Origin of the sequence: Micromonospora sp. CA-263727 (assembly GCF_050942455.1) — a bacterium.
Taxonomy (GTDB): domain Bacteria; phylum Actinomycetota; class Actinomycetes; order Mycobacteriales; family Micromonosporaceae; genus Micromonospora.
The window spans coordinates 4345481-4361658 of record NZ_CP192031.1 but is presented as its reverse complement, the minus strand read 5'-3'; the positions used below and the strand labels follow the sequence as shown (position 1 = coordinate 4361658).

The following is a 16178-nucleotide window of genomic DNA, read 5'->3' as shown; positions in this document are numbered from 1 at the left end:
TCACGACGCGGCCACCCCCGATGCTAATCGCGGGAAACCGTCGGCCCCGGCCCCGGTGATTGGTCAGAACCCGGCAAAATCGCAGTTCAGCCTGCCCGGCGCGGCGGTCCCCCCGATTGCCGATCGGCGGATGAACTCTTGATGACGATCAGGCGGCCTCATTTTTCGGGCAGGCGGGACCCGCAGCATCCGCTATCGGCGGTCCACCGCGTACGGGATCACGGTGCGCCGGTTCTCGTCGACGACCAGGCGGCCGGCGGCGGGGGGCCGGGCGCGTTGGGCGCAGTCGCGGCGTTCGCAGATGCGGCAGCCCAGGCCGATCGGAGTGGCGGTACGCGGGTCGTCGAGCGCGAGGCCGTCGCTGTAGACGAGGCGCTGGGCGTGGCGAAGCTCGCAGCCGAGCGCGACGGCGAAGGTGCTGCGCGGGCTGTGGTGGCCGCGTCCGCCGTGGGTGATGGTGCGGGCGAGCCAGAAGTAGCGCTTGCCGTCGGGCATCTCGGCGACCTGGGTGAGAATTCGTCCAGGGGCGGCGAACGCCTCGTAGATGATCCAGAGGGGACAGGTGCCGCCGAGGCGGGAGAAGTGGAAGTCGGTCGCGGACTGCCGTTTGGAGATGTTGCCGGCGCGGTCGACACGGAGGAACGAGAAGGGTACGCCGCGCAGTGTCGGGCGTTGCAGGGTACTGAGCCGGTGGCAGGCGGTCTCGAAGCTGACGCCGTAGTGCCCGGCGAGCAGTTCGACGTCGTAGCGTAGCTCGGTTGCCCGGCCGTGGAAGTCGCCGTACGGCATGAGTAGCGCTCCGGCGTAGTAGTTGCCGAGGCCGATGTGGGCCAGCGCCGTGGCCGAGGATCGCCCAAGACCGGTCGCCAGTTTGCTGATCAGGTCGCCGTGTTCGAGGAACGCGAGCTGGGTGGCGAGTTGGAAGGCGCGCTGGCCGTCGGTGTAGTTGGCGGCCAGGTAGAGCACGCGGCTTTCCGGGTCGAATCTGCGTACCTCGGTGTTGGCGGCGGGAGGTGTGACGGCCACCCGGACGCCGTGCTGGTCGAGCAGGTGTTGGCTGAGCGTGTCGACGGCTCGGGCGGGTGTGAGCCGGAGCTGGCTGGCGAGCAGTTCGGCGGCGGTGTCCAGCGGGTCGAAGTAGTTGTAGTGCTCGTAGAAGAAGTCGCGTACCGCGTCGTGTGGTTCACCGAGTACCGGCGGGAGGTCGGTCGGTCCGGCGAGGGCGGCGACCCGGGCGGCGGCGTCCTGGTAACGCTGGTGGAGGGCGACCAGGGCGCGGGCGGCGGCCGGGTAGTCGCGGACGAGTTCGATGATCTCCCCAGGGTCGACCGCCGTGCCGCTGGCTTCGTCGGCCAGGGCCGTCCGCACGTCGGCGCCGAGCCGCTCCGCGTCCGTGTCGGCGAAGTGCTCCGGGTCCACGCCGAGCACTCGGGCCAGGCGTAACAGGATCGCGGCGGTGAGGGTGCGTTGGTTGTTCTCGATCTGGTTGAGGTAGCTGGTGGAGATGTCGAGGCGGCGCGCGAGTTCGGCCTGGGTGAGGCCGTGCTCGCGGCGCAGCCGACGCAGCTTGGTGTGCGCGTAGAGCTTCTTTCCGGCCGCCACGCTGCACCTCCTCGTTCCGTCAACCAGGTGTGAATATAACACTTGCAAAGTTTGCAACTTTTGCAATTCCACTGGGGCCGGGGTGGAAAGTACGCATCTTCCGGGCCTCGACGCGGACCACCGGGGCGCGTGAACCTGACGGGGTGACCGCCGAGCCCGAGGAGCCCCCGTTGATCGATCACCTCGTACGCGTATCGCCCAGTGCGGAACGGCTGCCCCGCGACCGGCAACTCGCCTGGGCGCTGGCCGAGCTGGCCACCGCGAGCGCCCCGGTGGACGCGGACGCGGCGGCGATGGCCGCCAACCGGGTGATCGACAACGCGGCGGTGGCGATGGCGTCGCTGTCGCGGCGTCCGGTGTCGGTGGCCCGAGCGCAGGCCCGCCCACACACCGCGGCGCCCGGCGCCTCGATCTTCGGTGCCGATCCCGTGGCGCGGGTGTCGCCGGAGTGGGCGGCCTGGGCCAACGGCACAGCCGTGCGTGAGCTGGACTTCCACGACACATACCTGGCGGCGGACTACTCCCACCCGGGAGATAACATCCCGCCGCTGCTCGCGGTCGCCCAGCACACCGGCGCCAGCGGCGCGGACCTGCTGCGCGGCCTGTTGGTCGCCTACGAGGTGCATGTGGCTCTGGTCACCGGGATCTGCCTGCACAAGCACAAAATCGATCATGTGGCGCATCTGGGCGCGGCGACCGCCTGCGGACTGGGCGCGCTGCTGCGCCTGCCCACCGAGGTGGTTTACCAGGCCATCGGCCAGGCGGTGCACACCACCACGGCCACTCGGCAGTCCCGCAAGGGTGAGATCTCGTCGTGGAAGGCGTTCGCGCCCGCGTTCGCCGGCAAGGCGGCGATCGAGGCGATCGACCGCGCGATGCGGGGGGAGGGCGCGCCAGCGCCCATCTACGAGGGTGCGGACGGCTTCGTCGCCTGGCTGCTGGACGGCCCGGACGCGGCGTACACGGTGCCGCTGCCGGTACCTGGCGAGCCGCTACGCGGCATCCTGCGCACCTACACCAAGGAGCACTCTGCCGAGTACCAGGCCCAGGCGCTGATCGATCTCGCCCGGGCGATGCGGGGGAGACTGCCCGGCATCGACACCGCCGCGGGGGTGGACCGGATCGGGTCGATCGTCCTGCACACCAGCCACCACACCCACCACGTGATCGGCTCGGGGGCGAACGACCCGCAGAAGTACGACCCGACGGCGAGCCGGGAGACGCTGGACCACTCCATCCCCTACATCCTGGCGGTGGCGTTGCAGGACGGCGCGTGGCACCACATCGGCTCGTACGATCCGCAGCGGGCCGGCCGCCCCGACACCGTGGCCCTCTGGCGAAAGATCACCACGGTCGAGGACCCGGAGTGGACCCGCCGCTACCACAGCCCGGACCCGGCCCAGAAGGCGTTCGGCGGGCGGCTGGTGATCACCCTCGTCGACGGCACCGTGCTGGAGGACTCCCTCGCCCTGGCCGACGCCCACCCGGCCGGTGCGCGGCCCTTCGACCGTCCGGCCTACGTCCGCAAGTTCACCACCCTCGCCGACGGCATCGTCTCCGCCGGGGCCCAGCGCACGTTCCTGGACGCCGCCGCCCGGCTCGCCGACCTCACCCCCGGGGAACTCCCGGCGTTGTTCCCCACGGTCGACCATGCGGCGATCGCGCGCGCCGACGCCGCCCTGCCCGGAGGGATCTTCCGATGACCTACCTGTACGCCCGCACCAGCGCCGCCGCCAAACGGGCGGCCCTCCGCGCCGGCCTGGCCAGCGGGAAACTGCTGCGGCTGCCGGGCGCGTTCAATCCGCTGACCGCCCGCCTGGTGCAGCAGACCGGATTCGAGGGGGTGTACGTCTCCGGCGGGGCGCTGTCGGCCGCCGCCGGACTGCCGGACATCGGGCTGACCACGTTGAGTGAGGTTGCCGGCTGGGCCGCCGACATCGCCGCCAGCACCGACCTGCCGGCGCTGGTCGACGCCGACACCGGCTTCGGCGAACCGCTGAACGCGGCCCGCACCGTCCAGCGGCTGGAGGACGCCGGGCTGGCCGGCTGCCACCTGGAGGACCAGGTCAACCCGAAACGTTGCGGACACCTGGACGGTAAGGCGCTCATTCCCCCGCAGGACATGGTGCGCCGGCTGCGGGCCGCCGTGACCGCGCGCCGCGACCCCGACTTCCTGATCATGGCCCGGACGGACGCCCGCGGTGTCGAGGGCCTGGCCGGCGCGATCGCGCGGGCGAAGGCGTACGTCGACGCCGGAGCGGACGCGATCTTCCCGGAGGCGCTGGCCGACGAGGCGGAGTTCGCCGCCTTCCGGGCCGCCCTCGACGTGCCGCTGCTGGCGAACATGACCGAGTTCGGCAAGGGCCCGAGCCTCGACGCCGACCAGCTGCGGGACCTCGGCTACAACCTGGTCATCTACCCGGTGACCACGCTGCGTCTGGCGATGGGCGCGGTCGAGGCCGGCCTGCGTCGGCTCGCCGCCGACGGCACTGCCACCGGACTGCTCGACACGATGATGACCCGCTCCCGGCTCTACGAGGTCATCGACTACGACGGGTACGGCCGCCTCGACGCCGACATCGCCGGGTTCACCCTGCCACCCGACGCCTGACCGGCGAACCCGCCCACGATCCACCTTGAAGCACGGAGGACGACACCGTGAGCACCGACATCCATCGCGGCCTGGCCGGCGTCGTGGTCGACACCACCGCCATCTCCACCGTGATCAGCGAGACCAACTCGCTGACCTACGGCGGCTACCCCGTCCAGGACCTCGCCGCCGCCCGCACCTGGGAGGAGGTCGCCTACCTGCTGTGGCACGGCGAGCTGCCCGACGCCACCCAGCTGGCCGACTTCCGCGCCACCGAGGCCGCCCAGCGTTCCCTGGACCGTACCGGGCAGGAACTGCTGCGCAAGCTCCCCGAGACCTGCCACCCGATGGACGTGCTCCGCACCGCGGTCTCCTACCTCGGCGCCCAGGACCCGACCGAGGAGCACACCGACCGCGCGGCCAACCAGGCCAAGGCGCTGTCGCTGTTCGCCAAGCTCCCCACCGTGGTCGCCCTCGACCTGCGCCGCCGCCGTGGCCAGGACCCGATCCCGCCCGACCCGGCCCTCGGCTACGCGGAGAACTTCTTCCGGATGTGCTTCGGCGAGGTGCCGCCGGCCGACATGGTCCGCGCCTTCGAGACCACGATGATCCTGTACGCCGAGCACAGCTTCAACGCCTCCACCTTCGCCGCCCGGGTGATCACCTCGACGCTGTCCGACCTCTACAGCGCGGTCACCGGCGCGATCGGCGCGCTCAAGGGACCGCTGCACGGGGGCGCGAACGAGGCCGTCATGCACATGCTCGTCGCCATCGACGACCCGGACCGGGTGGAGTCCTGGCTGGACGAGGCCCTCGCCACCAAGCAGAAGATCATGGGATTCGGGCATCGGGTCTACAAGAACGGCGACTCCCGTGTGCCGATCATGCAGGCGGCCCTGGACACGCTCGTCGCCACCCGTGCCGACGACCGAATCCGCCGGATCGCCGAGGTGTACACCAGGCTCCAGCGCGCGATGCTCGACCGCAAGGGGATCCACCCCAACCTCGACTACCCCTCCGCGCTGGCATACCACCTGATGGGTTTCGACACCCCGGCCTTCACCCCGATCTTTGTGATGAGCCGGATCACCGGCTGGACCGCCCACATCGTCGAGCAGCTCGACGCCAACGTGCTCATCCGCCCGCTGAGCGCCTACACCGGCCCGCAGCAGCGTCCCGTGCCGGCCTGACCCGACCGCGGCCGGCCCGCCGCCGACCACAAGAGACCCCCGACGTCCGCCGTCCCACCAGGACCCCGATGTCCGTTTCCCATCAGGAGACGCCATGGCACAGCTCACCCACTTCATCGCCGGCAGACGCGTCGCCGGGACCACCGGCCGGTTCGGCGACGTGTACGACCCCAGCACCGGACAGGTCGCCCGGCAGGTGCCGATGGCCTCGGCCGGCGAGGTCGACGCCGCCCTGGCCGACGCGGTCGCCGCCCAGCCGGGCTGGGCCGCCACCAACCCGCAGCGCCGGGCCCGCGTCCTGATCCGCTGGCTGGCACTCATCCGACAGGAAGCCGGCGACCTCGCGGCACTGCTCTCCGCCGAGCACGGCAAGACCATCCCCGACGCGCACGGCGACATCCAGCGCGGCCTGGAGGTGGTCGAGTTCGCGATCGGCGTGCCACACCTGCTCAAGGGCGAGTACACCGATTCGGCCGGCACCGGCATCGACGTCTACTCGATGCGGCAACCGCTGGGCGTCGTCGCGGGCATCACCCCGTTCAACTTCCCGGCGATGATCCCACTGTGGCAGTCCGCGCCCGCGCTGGCCTGCGGTAACGCCTTCATCCTCAAGCCCAGCGAGCGGACCCCGTCGGTGCCGCTGCGGCTGGCCGAACTGTTCGTCGCCGCCGGTGGCCCACCCGGCGTGTTCAACGTGGTCAACGGCGACAGCGAAGCCGCCGCACCGCTGCTGACCGACCCACGGGTGCAGGCGGTGGGATTCGTCGGCTCCTCGGCTGCCGCGCGACACGTCTATGCGACGGCCACCGCCCACGGCAAGCGCGCGCAGTGTTTCGGTGGTGCGAAGAACCACGCCGTGGTGATGCCCGACGCCGACCTCGACCAGGTCGTCGACGCCCTGGTCGGCGCCGCGTACGGCTCCGCCGGGCAACGCTGCATGGCGGTCTCGGTGGCGGTGCCGGTGGGGCAGGCCACCGCCGACGCGCTGATCGCCCGCCTCACCGACCGGCTCGGCGGGCTGCGGGTCGGTGCCGCGCACGACCCGGAAGCCGACTTCGGCCCCCTGGTCACCGACGCGGCCCGGCAGCGGGTCACCGACTACATCGCGGCCGGTGTGGCCGAGGGAGCGCAACTCGTCCTCGACGGCCGTGGCCGGACCGTGGGCAGCCATCCGGAGGGTTTCTACCTCGGGCCGTCGCTCTTCGACCGGGTGACCCCGCAGATGTCGATCTACCGCGAGGAGATCTTCGGGCCGGTGCTCTGCGTCGCCCGGGTGGCGGACTACGAGTCGGCGGTCCGGTTGTGCGACGAGCATCCGTACGGCAACGGGGTGTCGGTCTTCACCCGGGACGGTGACACCGCCCGTGACTTCGCCCAGCGGGTGCAGGTCGGCATGGTCGGCGTCAACGTGCCGATCCCGGTGCCGATCGCCTACCACACCTTCGGCGGCTGGAAGGCATCCGGCTTCGGCGACCTCAACCAGCACGGCCCCGACTCGATCCGCTTCCACACCCGTACCAAGACCGTCACCTCGCGGTGGCTGTCCCACGGCGTGCGTGACGGCGCCAGCTTCGTGATCCCCACGATGAGCTGAGGCCGACGTGCAGCTGACCGACGAACAGGTCGCGTTGCGCGCGACCGTCGCCGACTTCGCCGCCACCCACCTGGCACCGCACGCCGTGGGCTGGGACCGGGACAAGCACTTTCCGGTCGACGTGTTACGCAAGGCCGCCGAGCTGGGACTGGGCGGGGTGTACGTCGGCGAGCGCCACGGCGGCAGCGGCCTCGGGCGCCTGGATGGCGTCGTCGTCTTCGAGGCGCTCGCCACCGGATGCCCATCGCTGGCCGCCTACACCTCGATCCACAACATGGTCGCGGCGATGGTGGACCGGCACGGCACCCCTGCCCAGCAGGCCGCCCACCTGCCCCGCCTGTGCACGATGCAGACGCTGGGCGCGTACTGCCTGACCGAACCTCAGGCCGGCAGCGACGCCGCCTCGGTCGGCAGCACGGCCCGCCGCGACGGCGACGTGTGGGTGCTCGACGGGGTGAAGCAGTTCATCTCCGGCGCGGGCGCGGCGGGCCTGTACGTGGTCTTCGCCCGCACCGGCGCGCCGGGTCCGAAGGGCATCTCGGCGTTCCTCGTCGACGCCGGCACCCCCGGGCTGGCCTTCGGCCCGAACGAGGCCAAGATGGGTTGGAATGCGCAGCCCACCCGGCAGGTGATCCTCGACGGCGTCCGGCTGCCCGAGACTGCGCTGCTCGGCGCCGAGAACGGCGGCTTCGCCATCGCGATGGCCGCCCTCGACGGCGGGCGGCTCAACATCGGCGCGTGTTCCCTCGGCGGCGCCCAGTACGCCCTGGAACGCGCCACGACCTACCTGCGCGACCGGCCCGCCTTCGGCGCCCCACTCGCCCAGGCACAGGCCCTGCGGTTCCGCGTCGCGGACGCCCACACCCTGCTCACCGCGGCCCGGCTGCTGCTGCACCAGGCCGCCGACGCGCTCGACCGTGGCGACCCGCACGCCACCGCCAGCTGTGCCATGGCGAAACGGCTGGCCACCGACACCGGATTCGACGTCGCCAACACCGCCCTGCAACTGCACGGCGGGTACGGCTACCTCAGCGAGACCGGCATCGAGAAGATTGTCCGCGACCTGCGTGTGCACCAGATCCTCGAAGGGACCAACGAGATCATGCGGCTGATCATCGCCCGCACCCTGCTCGACGAACGGGCCGCGGCATGAGCGCGCGGAGCGAGCGAACCATCAGGCTCGGTGCGAAGGTGCCTCATGCCGGCACGCAGCGAAGCGGAGCGCCGGCATGAGCGCGCCACCGGTCATCGCCCGGCTGACCGGACACCTCGGGCACCTGACCCTGAACCGGCCGGCCGCGATCAACGCCCTCACCGCGGAGATGGTCACCATCATCCGCCGTACCCTGGCCCTCTGGGCGGCCTCGGACCGCGTCCGTACCGTCCTGATCACCGGCGCCGGTGGCCGCGGCCTCTGCGCTGGCGGTGACATCCGCGCCATCCACGCCGACGCCGTCTCCGGCGGGACCGGCTCGCTGGACTTCTGGGCCGACGAGTACCGGCTCAACGCCACCATCGCCGCCTATCCCAAACCCATCGTGGCCTGGATGGACGGGCTGGTCATGGGCGGTGGGATCGGCATCTCCGGCCATGCCTCGGTGCGGGTGGTGACCGAACGTTCCCGGCTGGCGATGCCGGAAGTGGGCATCGGCTTCCATCCCGACGTCGGCGGATCGTGGCTGCTCTCCCACGCGCCCGGCCACCTCGGCACCCACCTCGCCCTGACCGGCACCCCGATCGGCGCCGCCGACGCCATCGCCGCCGGCCTCGCCGACCACTACGTCCCTACCGGGCGGCTGCCGATGCTGACCCTGGCGTTGGCCCGCAGGGACGCCGCCGGTGCCGTCGCCTCGTTCGCCGCAACCCCGCCCCCGGGCGAACTCGCCGCCGCTCGGGACTGGATCGATGCGTGCTACGCGGGGGAGTCGGTCGAGGAGATCGCCGCGCGGCTCGCCCGCCACCGCTCGCCCGACGCGCGCGCCGCCGCCAAGGTGATTGCCAGCCGGTCGCCCATCGCGCTGGCCGTCACGCTCCGATCGCTGCGCAGCGCCGCGAACCTGCCCGACCTGCCGGCGGCGCTGGCGCAGGAGTACCGGCTCTCCGCCGCGCTGCTGCGCCTACCCGACCTCGCCGAGGGCGTCCGCGCCCAGATCATCGACAAGGACCGCCGGCCCCGCTGGCAGCCGCCGGCGATCGCCGACGTGCCACCAGGGCTCGTGGACGCCTGTTTCGCTCCGATCGAGAACCCGCCGGACCTGACCGTGGAGGGATACTGATGATCGCGTTCCTGGGGCTGGGCAACATGGGTGGCCCGATGGCAGCCAATCTCGTCGCCGCCGGCCATCGGGTCGTCGGCTACGACCCGGCGCCGGCTGCCGCCGAGCGGGCGACCGCCAGCGACGTCGTCCTGGCCGAGAGCGTCGCGGCGGCGGTGCGCGGCGCCGACGCAGTGATCACCATGCTTCCGACGGGACAGCACCTGGCCGACTGCTACGCCGCGGTGCTCGCCGCCGCCGAGCCCAACGCGCTACTGCTGGACTGCTCCACCGTCGCCGTCAGCGACGCGCAGGCGGTCGCCGCCCGGGCCGCCGACGCAGGCTTCGCGCCACTGGACGCCCCGGTGTCCGGCGGCGTGGCCGGTGCCACCGCCGGCACCCTCACCTTCATGGTCGGTGGCGACGCCGCCGCGCTGGAGCGGGCCCGTCCGCTGCTCGACGCGATGGGGTCCCGGATCATTCACTGCGGTCCGGCCGGCGCCGGCCAGGCCGCGAAGATCTGCAACAACATGGTGCTCGGCATCTCGATGATCGCCGTGTCCGAGGCATTCCTGCTCGGCCGCTCCCTCGGCCTCAGCGACCAGGCGCTGTTCGATGTCGCGTCGACCTCGTCCGCCCAGTGCTGGGCGCTGACCAGCTACTGCCCGGTCCCCGGACCGGTGCCGACCAGCCCGGCCAACCGCGACTACCGGGGCGGGTTCTCCGCCGTGCTGATGCGCAAGGACCTCCACCTGGCCCGGACCAGCGCGCAGCGGGCGGACGTCGACAGCCCACTCGGGGCGGCCGCGGCCGCCCTCTACGACGAGTTCGTCGCCACCGGCAACGGCGACCTGGACTTCTCGGCGATCATCACCGCCCTCGCCACCCGAACGAGCGCACCGGAGGCCACCGCATGAGCGACGGGACGATCCTGGTCGACACCGAGCACGACGGCATCGCGATCGTCACGCTCAACCGGCCGCAGGCCCTCAACGCGCTGTCACTTCAGGTCATGCGGGACCTCACCGCAGCCACCGCGGCGCTGGACGCCGCCGCCGCCGTCAAGGCCATCATCATCACCGGCTCGGCCAAGGCGTTCGCGGCCGGCGCCGACATCAAGGAGATGGCCGGACGCAGCTACAGCGAGATGTACGCCGCCGACTGGTTCGGCGGCTGGTCGGCGCTGAGCGCCGTACGCACCCCGCTGGTCGCCGCCGTCGCCGGCTACGCGCTGGGCGGCGGCTGCGAACTGGCGATGATGTGCGACATCCTCATCGCCGCCGACACCGCACGCTTCGGTCAACCGGAGATCACCCTCGGAGTCATTCCCGGGATGGGCGGTTCGCAGCGCCTGACCCGGGCCATCGGCAAGGCCAAGGCCATGGACCTGTGCCTGACCGGGCGGACGATCACCGCTGAGGAGGCCGAACGCGCCGGCCTGGTCTCCCGGGTCGTCCCCGCCGCGCAACTGCGCGAGCAGGCGATCCAGGTCGCCAGCCGGATCGCCAGCATGTCCGCGCCAGCCGCCCGGATGGTCAAGGAGGCGGTCAACCGATCCTTCGAGGTTTCCCTGGCCGAGGGGCTGCTGCACGAGCGTCGACTGTTCCATGCCACCTTCGCCACCGACGACCAGAGCGAGGGCATGGCCGCCTTCATCGCCAAACGTCCGCCACACTTCACGGACCGGTAGGACCGAGCAGCCGCCCGCCGCAGGCTCCGGTTGCGGCTCAACGGTACGCGTAGCCGTACTCCGGCACCGGCGCGGCGGTGTTCGGCGAGGGCGCGCACCTGCTGTTGCCGGCCACGCCTGCCCACTCCTCAGCGTGCACGCGCCGCTCTGTTGCAAGATAGTGGCAAGAGCATCATCTTGGCAGTAACCCTGGAGGAGTTCTGATGGCGGTCTACACCCTGCCCGATCTGCCCTACGACTACGGCGCGCTGGAGCCGGCCATGTCGGGGCAGATCCTGGAGCTGCACCACGACAAGCACCACGCCGCGTACGTCAAGGGCGCGAACGACGGCCTGGAGCAGCTCGCCGAGGCCCGGGCCAAGGGCGACTTCTCGACGCTGGTCGGCCTGGAGAAGACGTACGCGTTCAACCTCTCCGGTCACGTGCTGCACACGATCTTCTGGGGCAACCTCTCTCCGGACGGCGGCGACCGTCCCGACGGTGAACTGGCCGCGGCCATCGAGGAGCACTTCGGCTCCTTCGACGCGTTCGCCGGGCAGCTCTCCGCCGCCACCAAGGGGGTGCAGGGCTCCGGCTGGGGCGTGCTGGCCTGGGAGCCGCTGGCGCAGCGGCTGATCGTGGAGCAGGTGTACGACCACCACGGCAACGTCGGGCAGGGCTCCACCCCGCTGCTGGTCTTCGACGCCTGGGAGCACGCCTACTACCTGCAATACAGGAACGTTCGCCCGGACTATGTGGACCGGCTGTGGAATCTGGTCAACTGGTCCGACGTGATCGCTCGCTTCGACGCCGCCCGCGCCACCGGCCCGAAGATCTGACCGGCGTGACCGGCCCTATCCCGGCCGCCGCGGAACTGGTCCAACGTGCTGCCGGGGTCATCGCTGCCAAGCATCGCGGTGACCTCGCCGGAGCCGAGGAACTCATGTCGGCGTTCGGCTCCGAGCACGCCAAGACCCTCGGCTTCTACCTCCTGGCCGACCTGAGCCTCGGGCTGCTGCGGGCGCAGAGCGGCCAGTCCATGGACGATCTCGTCCGAGAGCTGTCCCTGCTCGTCGCCGCCACCGCCACACCGCCCGGGGCCTGACCTGGCGGTCGTCACCCCGTCGGGCCCACCGGCACATCCGACGTGCCGGTGGGCCCGACCGAAACGCGAACCGACCCGACCGACGCCCACCACGCGTAGCTCGCGATGATCCCCGCCCAAGCCGGGCAGGTTAACGATCGAACCAGGGCGTGACGACGATCTTCCTTCCGGCGTGGAGCCCCTTTTCGAGGTGGTGGTGTGCCTCGGCGATGTTGTCGAGGGGGAACACCGTGTCGATGGCGGGCCGCAGCGCACCGAGGCGTACACCGGCGTCCAGGAAGGCCGCCATGCGCCGCACCACGACGGGGTCGACGGTGTGCTCGAAGCTCCGGTAGCTGAAGATCGTGAGCGGCGTGCCCGCCGGGAACGGCGTGGGGCGAGGGTCCAGGAAACCCGCGGCGACCAGCGTCCCGCCGGGACGGGCCGCCCTCAGGAGATCCGGCTGGCCGGGGCCCATGACAAGGTCGAGGACGATGTCGGCGCCGGCCCCGTCGGTGTGGTGGCGGACGGCCTCGACGACGTCCGCCTGGTCGGTGGCGACGACCGCGGTGGCGCCGGCGGCGAGCAGGTCGTCCTGCTTCGCGGTGTGCCGGGTGATGGCGATCGGCGCCGCGCCGATCTGATTGGCGATCTGCATCGCTGCCCGGCCGACGCTGCCGGACGCGGCAGTGACGAGGACGTGGTCACCGGGCTGCATCCTCGCCTTTTCGACGAGCGCGCCGTAGGCGGTGGAGTAGGCGACCCAGATCGCCGCCGCCTCCGTGCTGCCGAGCCCGGTCGGGCGGGGGATGACCCGGTTCGCGGGGAGCGTGGTGTATTCGGCGTAGCTACCCCGGACGGTGGCGTCCGGGATGGCCGTGAGGATGACCGGATCGCCGATCTCCAGTCCGGCGACCTCGGGGCCGAGCGCGTCGACGACGCCGGTTCCCTCGACGCCGAGGCGGGCGTGTGGCGCGGGGATGGTCACCGGCAGGGCGCCGGAACGCATCATCTGGTCGAGCGGGTTGACGGCGAACGCTTCGATCCTGACCCGTACCTCGCCGGCTGCGGGCTCGACGACCGGCTTCTCGACGAGGTGCAGGACATCCGGCCCACCGAACTCGTCGAACACGACAACTCGTGGCATGGTGACTCCTCCGCATCCGATGCTGGTTTCGTTGCTCGCGGAGGACGTTACGGAGCCGTGAGTTACCTCCTGGTACCTTCGTTTTTCATGCAGAACGCGGCTGGGCCATCCTTCCTCGCCGACTGCCCCACACGCCTGGCGGTCGAGATCATCTCCGACAAGTGGGCCGTTCTCGTGATCTTCGGGCTCAGTCAGCAGCCGCGCCGCCACGGTGAACTCGTCGAGCTGATCGGCGGCATCTCGCGCAAGGTCCTCACCCAGACGCTGCGCCGGCTCCAGCAGTACGGCCTGGTCGAACGCCATGCCGAAGCGCCACGGCGAATCGAGTACCGCCTCACCGGCCTCGGCTCGACCCTCGTCGGGCCCATCGAGATCCTGACGAGTTGGGCGAGAGAGCACGGCGGGGCCATCGCCGACTTCCAGGAGGCGGCGGAGGCCGCCACTTCTGCGCGGGCCCGCCCAGCGGGTTGAGCCGGCGGTGACGTGAGTCTCGATTCGGCTACCCTCGCCGCCGTGGACACTGCGGAAATCGATGCACCCGTCGTCGGCGTCACCGTCTATCCGGACCGGGCCCGGGTCACCCGGCGCGGCGGCACCCGGCTGGCGGCCGGTCAGCACCGGGTACGCGTCGCGCCGCTCCCGCTCGGCCTGCGGCGGGACTCGGTCCGGGTCGGCGGTCGGGGCGCGGCCACCGTGCTCGGCGTGGACGTGACCACGTGGCGGCAGGCCCGCAGCACCGACACGCAGGTCGTCGGTCTGGAGCAGCGCCGTCGCGAGTTGGCCGACGAGCTGGCCGAGGTCGACGACGCGGACGGGATCGAGGAGCAGCGCGGGGATTTCCTCACCCGGCTGGCCGAGCGGGCCGGCGGCACGTACGCCCGCGCGCTGGCCGCCGGCGACGCCGCGCCGAGCGACGTGGCCGCTTTCACCGATTCGGTGGCCGCTCAGCTCGCCGACTCGCGTGCCCGGCGGCGCGCTCTGGCCCGTCGGCGTACCGAACTGGCGGAGGAGCTGGAGGCGGTCGGGCGCGACCTCGACGCCGCGCACGGCAAGCGGGAGCCGGACCGGCTGGCTGCCGAGGTGATCGTGGCAGTGGAGGCCGACGACGCCGATGTCGAGCTGGAGCTGACCTACCTGGTGGAGGGGGCCCGGTGGCAGCCCTCCTACGATCTGCGGCTGGTCGATGACACGGTGACGGTCACCTGGTTCGGGACGGTCAGCCAGAGCACCGGGGAGGACTGGCCGGAGTGCGAACTGCACCTTTCCACCGCCCGGCCGGCGGCGACGACCGGCGTACCCGAACTGTCGCCCTGGTATCTCGACCGGCACCAGCCGGCACCCCCGCGGATGATGTCGGCGGAGATGGTGGCCGGGATGCCGGCGCCGGCCGCTGCGCCGGCCAGCGGCCCGGCCCGTTCCGCGGCGGCCCGTCCGAAGCTGCGGGAGCGCGTCGCCGAGGTCGAGCAGGGGGTCAGCGCGGCCACCTACCGGCCGGCCCGGCCGGTGGCGGTGCCCGCCGACGGCAGCGCGCACCGGGCCACCATCGCCGTGCTGGCGCTGCCGGCCCGGTTGGACCACGTCACCGCGCCGATCCGCGTCGCCGAGGCGCACCTGCGGGCCACGGTACGCAACACGTCGGAGCACACGTTGCTCTCCGGCCCGGCGGCGGTGTTCCACGGCGCCGACTTCGTCGCGTCCACCAGGCTGCCGATGTGGGCGCCGGGTGAGGAGACCGAGTTGGCGCTCGGGGTGGACGACCGGCTGCGGGTGGAGCGGACCCTACAGCGGCGCGCAGAGACCAAGGCCACGCTCGGGTCGACCCGCCGGCGGGAGGTGGAGTACCGGATCACCGTCAGCAACCACACGCTCCGCCCGGCGACCGTCGAGGTGCGTGATCAGCTCCCGGTGTCGCGCGATGAGGCGGTGGTGGTGCGGGAGACGACCGTGGTGCCGCCGCCGGTCGAGCGTACGGAGCTGGGCGAGCTGACCTGGCGGCTGTCGCTCGCGCCGGGCGAGAGCGGCGAGGTCGCGCTGGGTTTCCGGGTGGAGCTGGCCAAGGGGGTCGAGCTGACCGGCTGGCGGGAGTAGCGCGGTCCGGCCGCCGCGCCGTGGTCGGTCGTCGAAGCCGGTCGCCTTCTCATCCGCGCCGGCCCGGAGCGTGGTCTTGTTGCGGGCCGAGCTGGCTGATCTCGTATCCGTCGGGGTAGGTCTTGGTGTTGATGCCGTCGGCGAACAACGGCGTGGTTCGGGGCGTTCCGAACCAGCGTTGGAGCCGGGAGCGCGTCCTCAGCCCCAGGTGCAGGCCGGCCCGGATCGGCCAGGCCGGTGCGTCGACCCGCATCGCGCGCCGGAGTGGTTCGTCGTACATGGCGCTGACCAGGGCGTTGCCGAGCGGGGCGAGGGGTTTGGGGATGCGGGCGAGCATCAGCATGCGGGTGGCCCGCTCGATGGCGGCGGCGTCGTCGTTGGGCTGTAGGTGGAGCGCGTCGTGGGCGTCGAACCAGGTCTCGAACGCTTGGTAAGAGTCGGGGATGCCGGTGATGCCCATCCGCCGGCCCAGCTCCCGGTAGTAGAGGTGGGTGGCCTGTCGCTCGTGGCAGCAGGGGCGGCGCCAGCCGTACTGCTGCAACCACCGGGTGGGAATGACGACCAGGCAGCCGAGGACGTAGAGGTAGTCGTCGTTGCTGATGTCGTACGGCCGGTGGATCTGGTTGACGCGTTTCAGTGCGTCTCGGCCGCGGGGCTGGTCGAAGCCGTTGAGCACCATTTCGTACATCAGCAGGCCGGTGTCGTCGATGCGCTTCTGGGTGCGTTGGGTCAGCTCGCCGGTGGCAACGTGCACGGCGGCGATGGCCGGGATGGAGAAGGACCGGTTGAAGGCGAGGTTGAGCCCGAGCTTCATGTCCCACGGGAACTCGTGGCGCAGCATCGTCTGGTAGATCGGCAGGTAGTCCTGCTCGGGATCCAGAGCGCGGGTACGCGTCAGGTTCTTGTAACGGTCTCTCATCGGCGGGCGTCTCCTGCCGTCGGATGCGGAGGCAGCTGAC

General features: G+C 71.6%; 15 protein-coding genes. 12 read left to right on the top strand and 3 right to left on the bottom strand.

Going from position 1 to position 16178, the window contains the following annotated elements; genetic code table 11:
* Window positions 1-192: 192 nt before the first annotated feature.
* On the bottom strand, window positions 193-1602 hold the full coding sequence (locus ACQPYA_RS19095; protein ID WP_433528455.1) for a short-chain fatty acyl-CoA regulator family protein: 1410 nt from the start codon (window positions 1600-1602) through the stop codon (window positions 193-195).
* Window positions 1603-1772: 170 nt separating this feature from the next.
* On the opposite strand from ACQPYA_RS19095, the gene ACQPYA_RS19090 reads away from it, so the two are divergent.
* The 10 genes from ACQPYA_RS19090 (at window position 1773) to ACQPYA_RS19045 (ending at window position 12005) form a co-directional block, all read left to right on the top strand.
* The gene (locus tag ACQPYA_RS19090; protein ID WP_433528454.1) at window positions 1773-3305 is read left to right on the top strand and encodes an MmgE/PrpD family protein; all 1533 of its coding nucleotides are present in this window, start codon (window positions 1773-1775) and stop codon (window positions 3303-3305) included.
* The gene (gene prpB / locus ACQPYA_RS19085; protein WP_433528453.1) at window positions 3302-4213 is read left to right on the top strand and encodes a methylisocitrate lyase; all 912 of its coding nucleotides are present in this window, start codon (window positions 3302-3304) and stop codon (window positions 4211-4213) included. Before ACQPYA_RS19090 ends, prpB begins: the two co-directional genes overlap by 4 nt.
* 47 nt (window positions 4214-4260) lie before the next feature.
* Window positions 4261-5382: a bifunctional 2-methylcitrate synthase/citrate synthase gene (locus tag ACQPYA_RS19080; RefSeq protein ID WP_433528452.1), complete on the top strand. Its 1122-nt coding sequence runs from the start codon at window positions 4261-4263 to the stop codon at window positions 5380-5382.
* A 94-nt stretch (window positions 5383-5476) separates the two neighbouring features.
* Window positions 5477-6976: a CoA-acylating methylmalonate-semialdehyde dehydrogenase gene (locus tag ACQPYA_RS19075; protein WP_433528451.1), complete on the top strand. Its 1500-nt coding sequence runs from the start codon at window positions 5477-5479 to the stop codon at window positions 6974-6976.
* 7 nt (window positions 6977-6983) lie between these two features.
* Window positions 6984-8129: an acyl-CoA dehydrogenase family protein gene (locus ACQPYA_RS19070; RefSeq protein WP_433528450.1), complete on the top strand. Its 1146-nt coding sequence runs from the start codon at window positions 6984-6986 to the stop codon at window positions 8127-8129.
* Between the two features lie 76 nt (window positions 8130-8205).
* Window positions 8206-9252 (top strand): enoyl-CoA hydratase/isomerase family protein, encoded by a 1047-nt coding sequence (locus ACQPYA_RS19065; RefSeq protein ID WP_433528449.1) that lies wholly within the window; start codon window positions 8206-8208, stop codon window positions 9250-9252.
* Complete coding sequence (gene mmsB, locus ACQPYA_RS19060; RefSeq protein WP_433528448.1) at window positions 9252-10148, top strand: 3-hydroxyisobutyrate dehydrogenase; 897 nt, start codon at window positions 9252-9254, stop codon at window positions 10146-10148. Before ACQPYA_RS19065 ends, mmsB begins: the two co-directional genes overlap by 1 nt.
* Complete coding sequence (locus ACQPYA_RS19055) at window positions 10145-10921, top strand: enoyl-CoA hydratase (RefSeq protein ID WP_433528447.1); 777 nt, start codon at window positions 10145-10147, stop codon at window positions 10919-10921. The genes mmsB and ACQPYA_RS19055 overlap by 4 nt, the downstream gene beginning before the upstream one ends.
* Window positions 10922-11124: 203 nt before the next feature.
* On the top strand, window positions 11125-11739 hold the full coding sequence (locus ACQPYA_RS19050; RefSeq protein WP_433528446.1) for a superoxide dismutase: 615 nt from the start codon (window positions 11125-11127) through the stop codon (window positions 11737-11739).
* A gap of 5 nt (window positions 11740-11744) precedes the next feature.
* Window positions 11745-12005 carry a superoxide dismutase gene (locus ACQPYA_RS19045; protein ID WP_433528445.1) on the top strand — a complete coding sequence of 87 codons (261 nt, stop codon included), beginning with the start codon at window positions 11745-11747 and terminating at the stop codon, window positions 12003-12005.
* 130 nt (window positions 12006-12135) lie between these two features.
* Here the strand turns inward: ACQPYA_RS19045 and ACQPYA_RS19040 are convergent, their stop codons facing one another.
* A complete protein-coding gene (locus ACQPYA_RS19040) occupies window positions 12136-13131 on the bottom strand; it encodes a zinc-dependent alcohol dehydrogenase family protein (RefSeq protein WP_433528444.1) in 996 nt (331 codons plus the stop codon).
* An 87-nt stretch (window positions 13132-13218) separates the two neighbouring features.
* On the opposite strand from ACQPYA_RS19040, the gene ACQPYA_RS19035 reads away from it, so the two are divergent.
* Both ACQPYA_RS19035 and ACQPYA_RS19030 read left to right on the top strand, forming a co-directional pair.
* The gene (locus ACQPYA_RS19035; RefSeq protein ID WP_433528443.1) at window positions 13219-13602 is read left to right on the top strand and encodes a winged helix-turn-helix transcriptional regulator; all 384 of its coding nucleotides are present in this window, start codon (window positions 13219-13221) and stop codon (window positions 13600-13602) included.
* Window positions 13603-13644: 42 nt separating this feature from the next.
* Complete coding sequence (locus ACQPYA_RS19030) at window positions 13645-15219, top strand: DUF4139 domain-containing protein (RefSeq protein ID WP_433528442.1); 1575 nt, start codon at window positions 13645-13647, stop codon at window positions 15217-15219.
* A gap of 49 nt (window positions 15220-15268) precedes the next feature.
* On the opposite strand, the gene ACQPYA_RS19025 is transcribed toward ACQPYA_RS19030, so the two are convergent.
* Window positions 15269-16138 carry an oxygenase MpaB family protein gene (locus ACQPYA_RS19025; RefSeq protein ID WP_433528441.1) on the bottom strand — a complete coding sequence of 290 codons (870 nt, stop codon included), beginning with the start codon at window positions 16136-16138 and terminating at the stop codon, window positions 15269-15271.
* Between the last annotated feature and the right edge of the window lie 40 nt (window positions 16139-16178).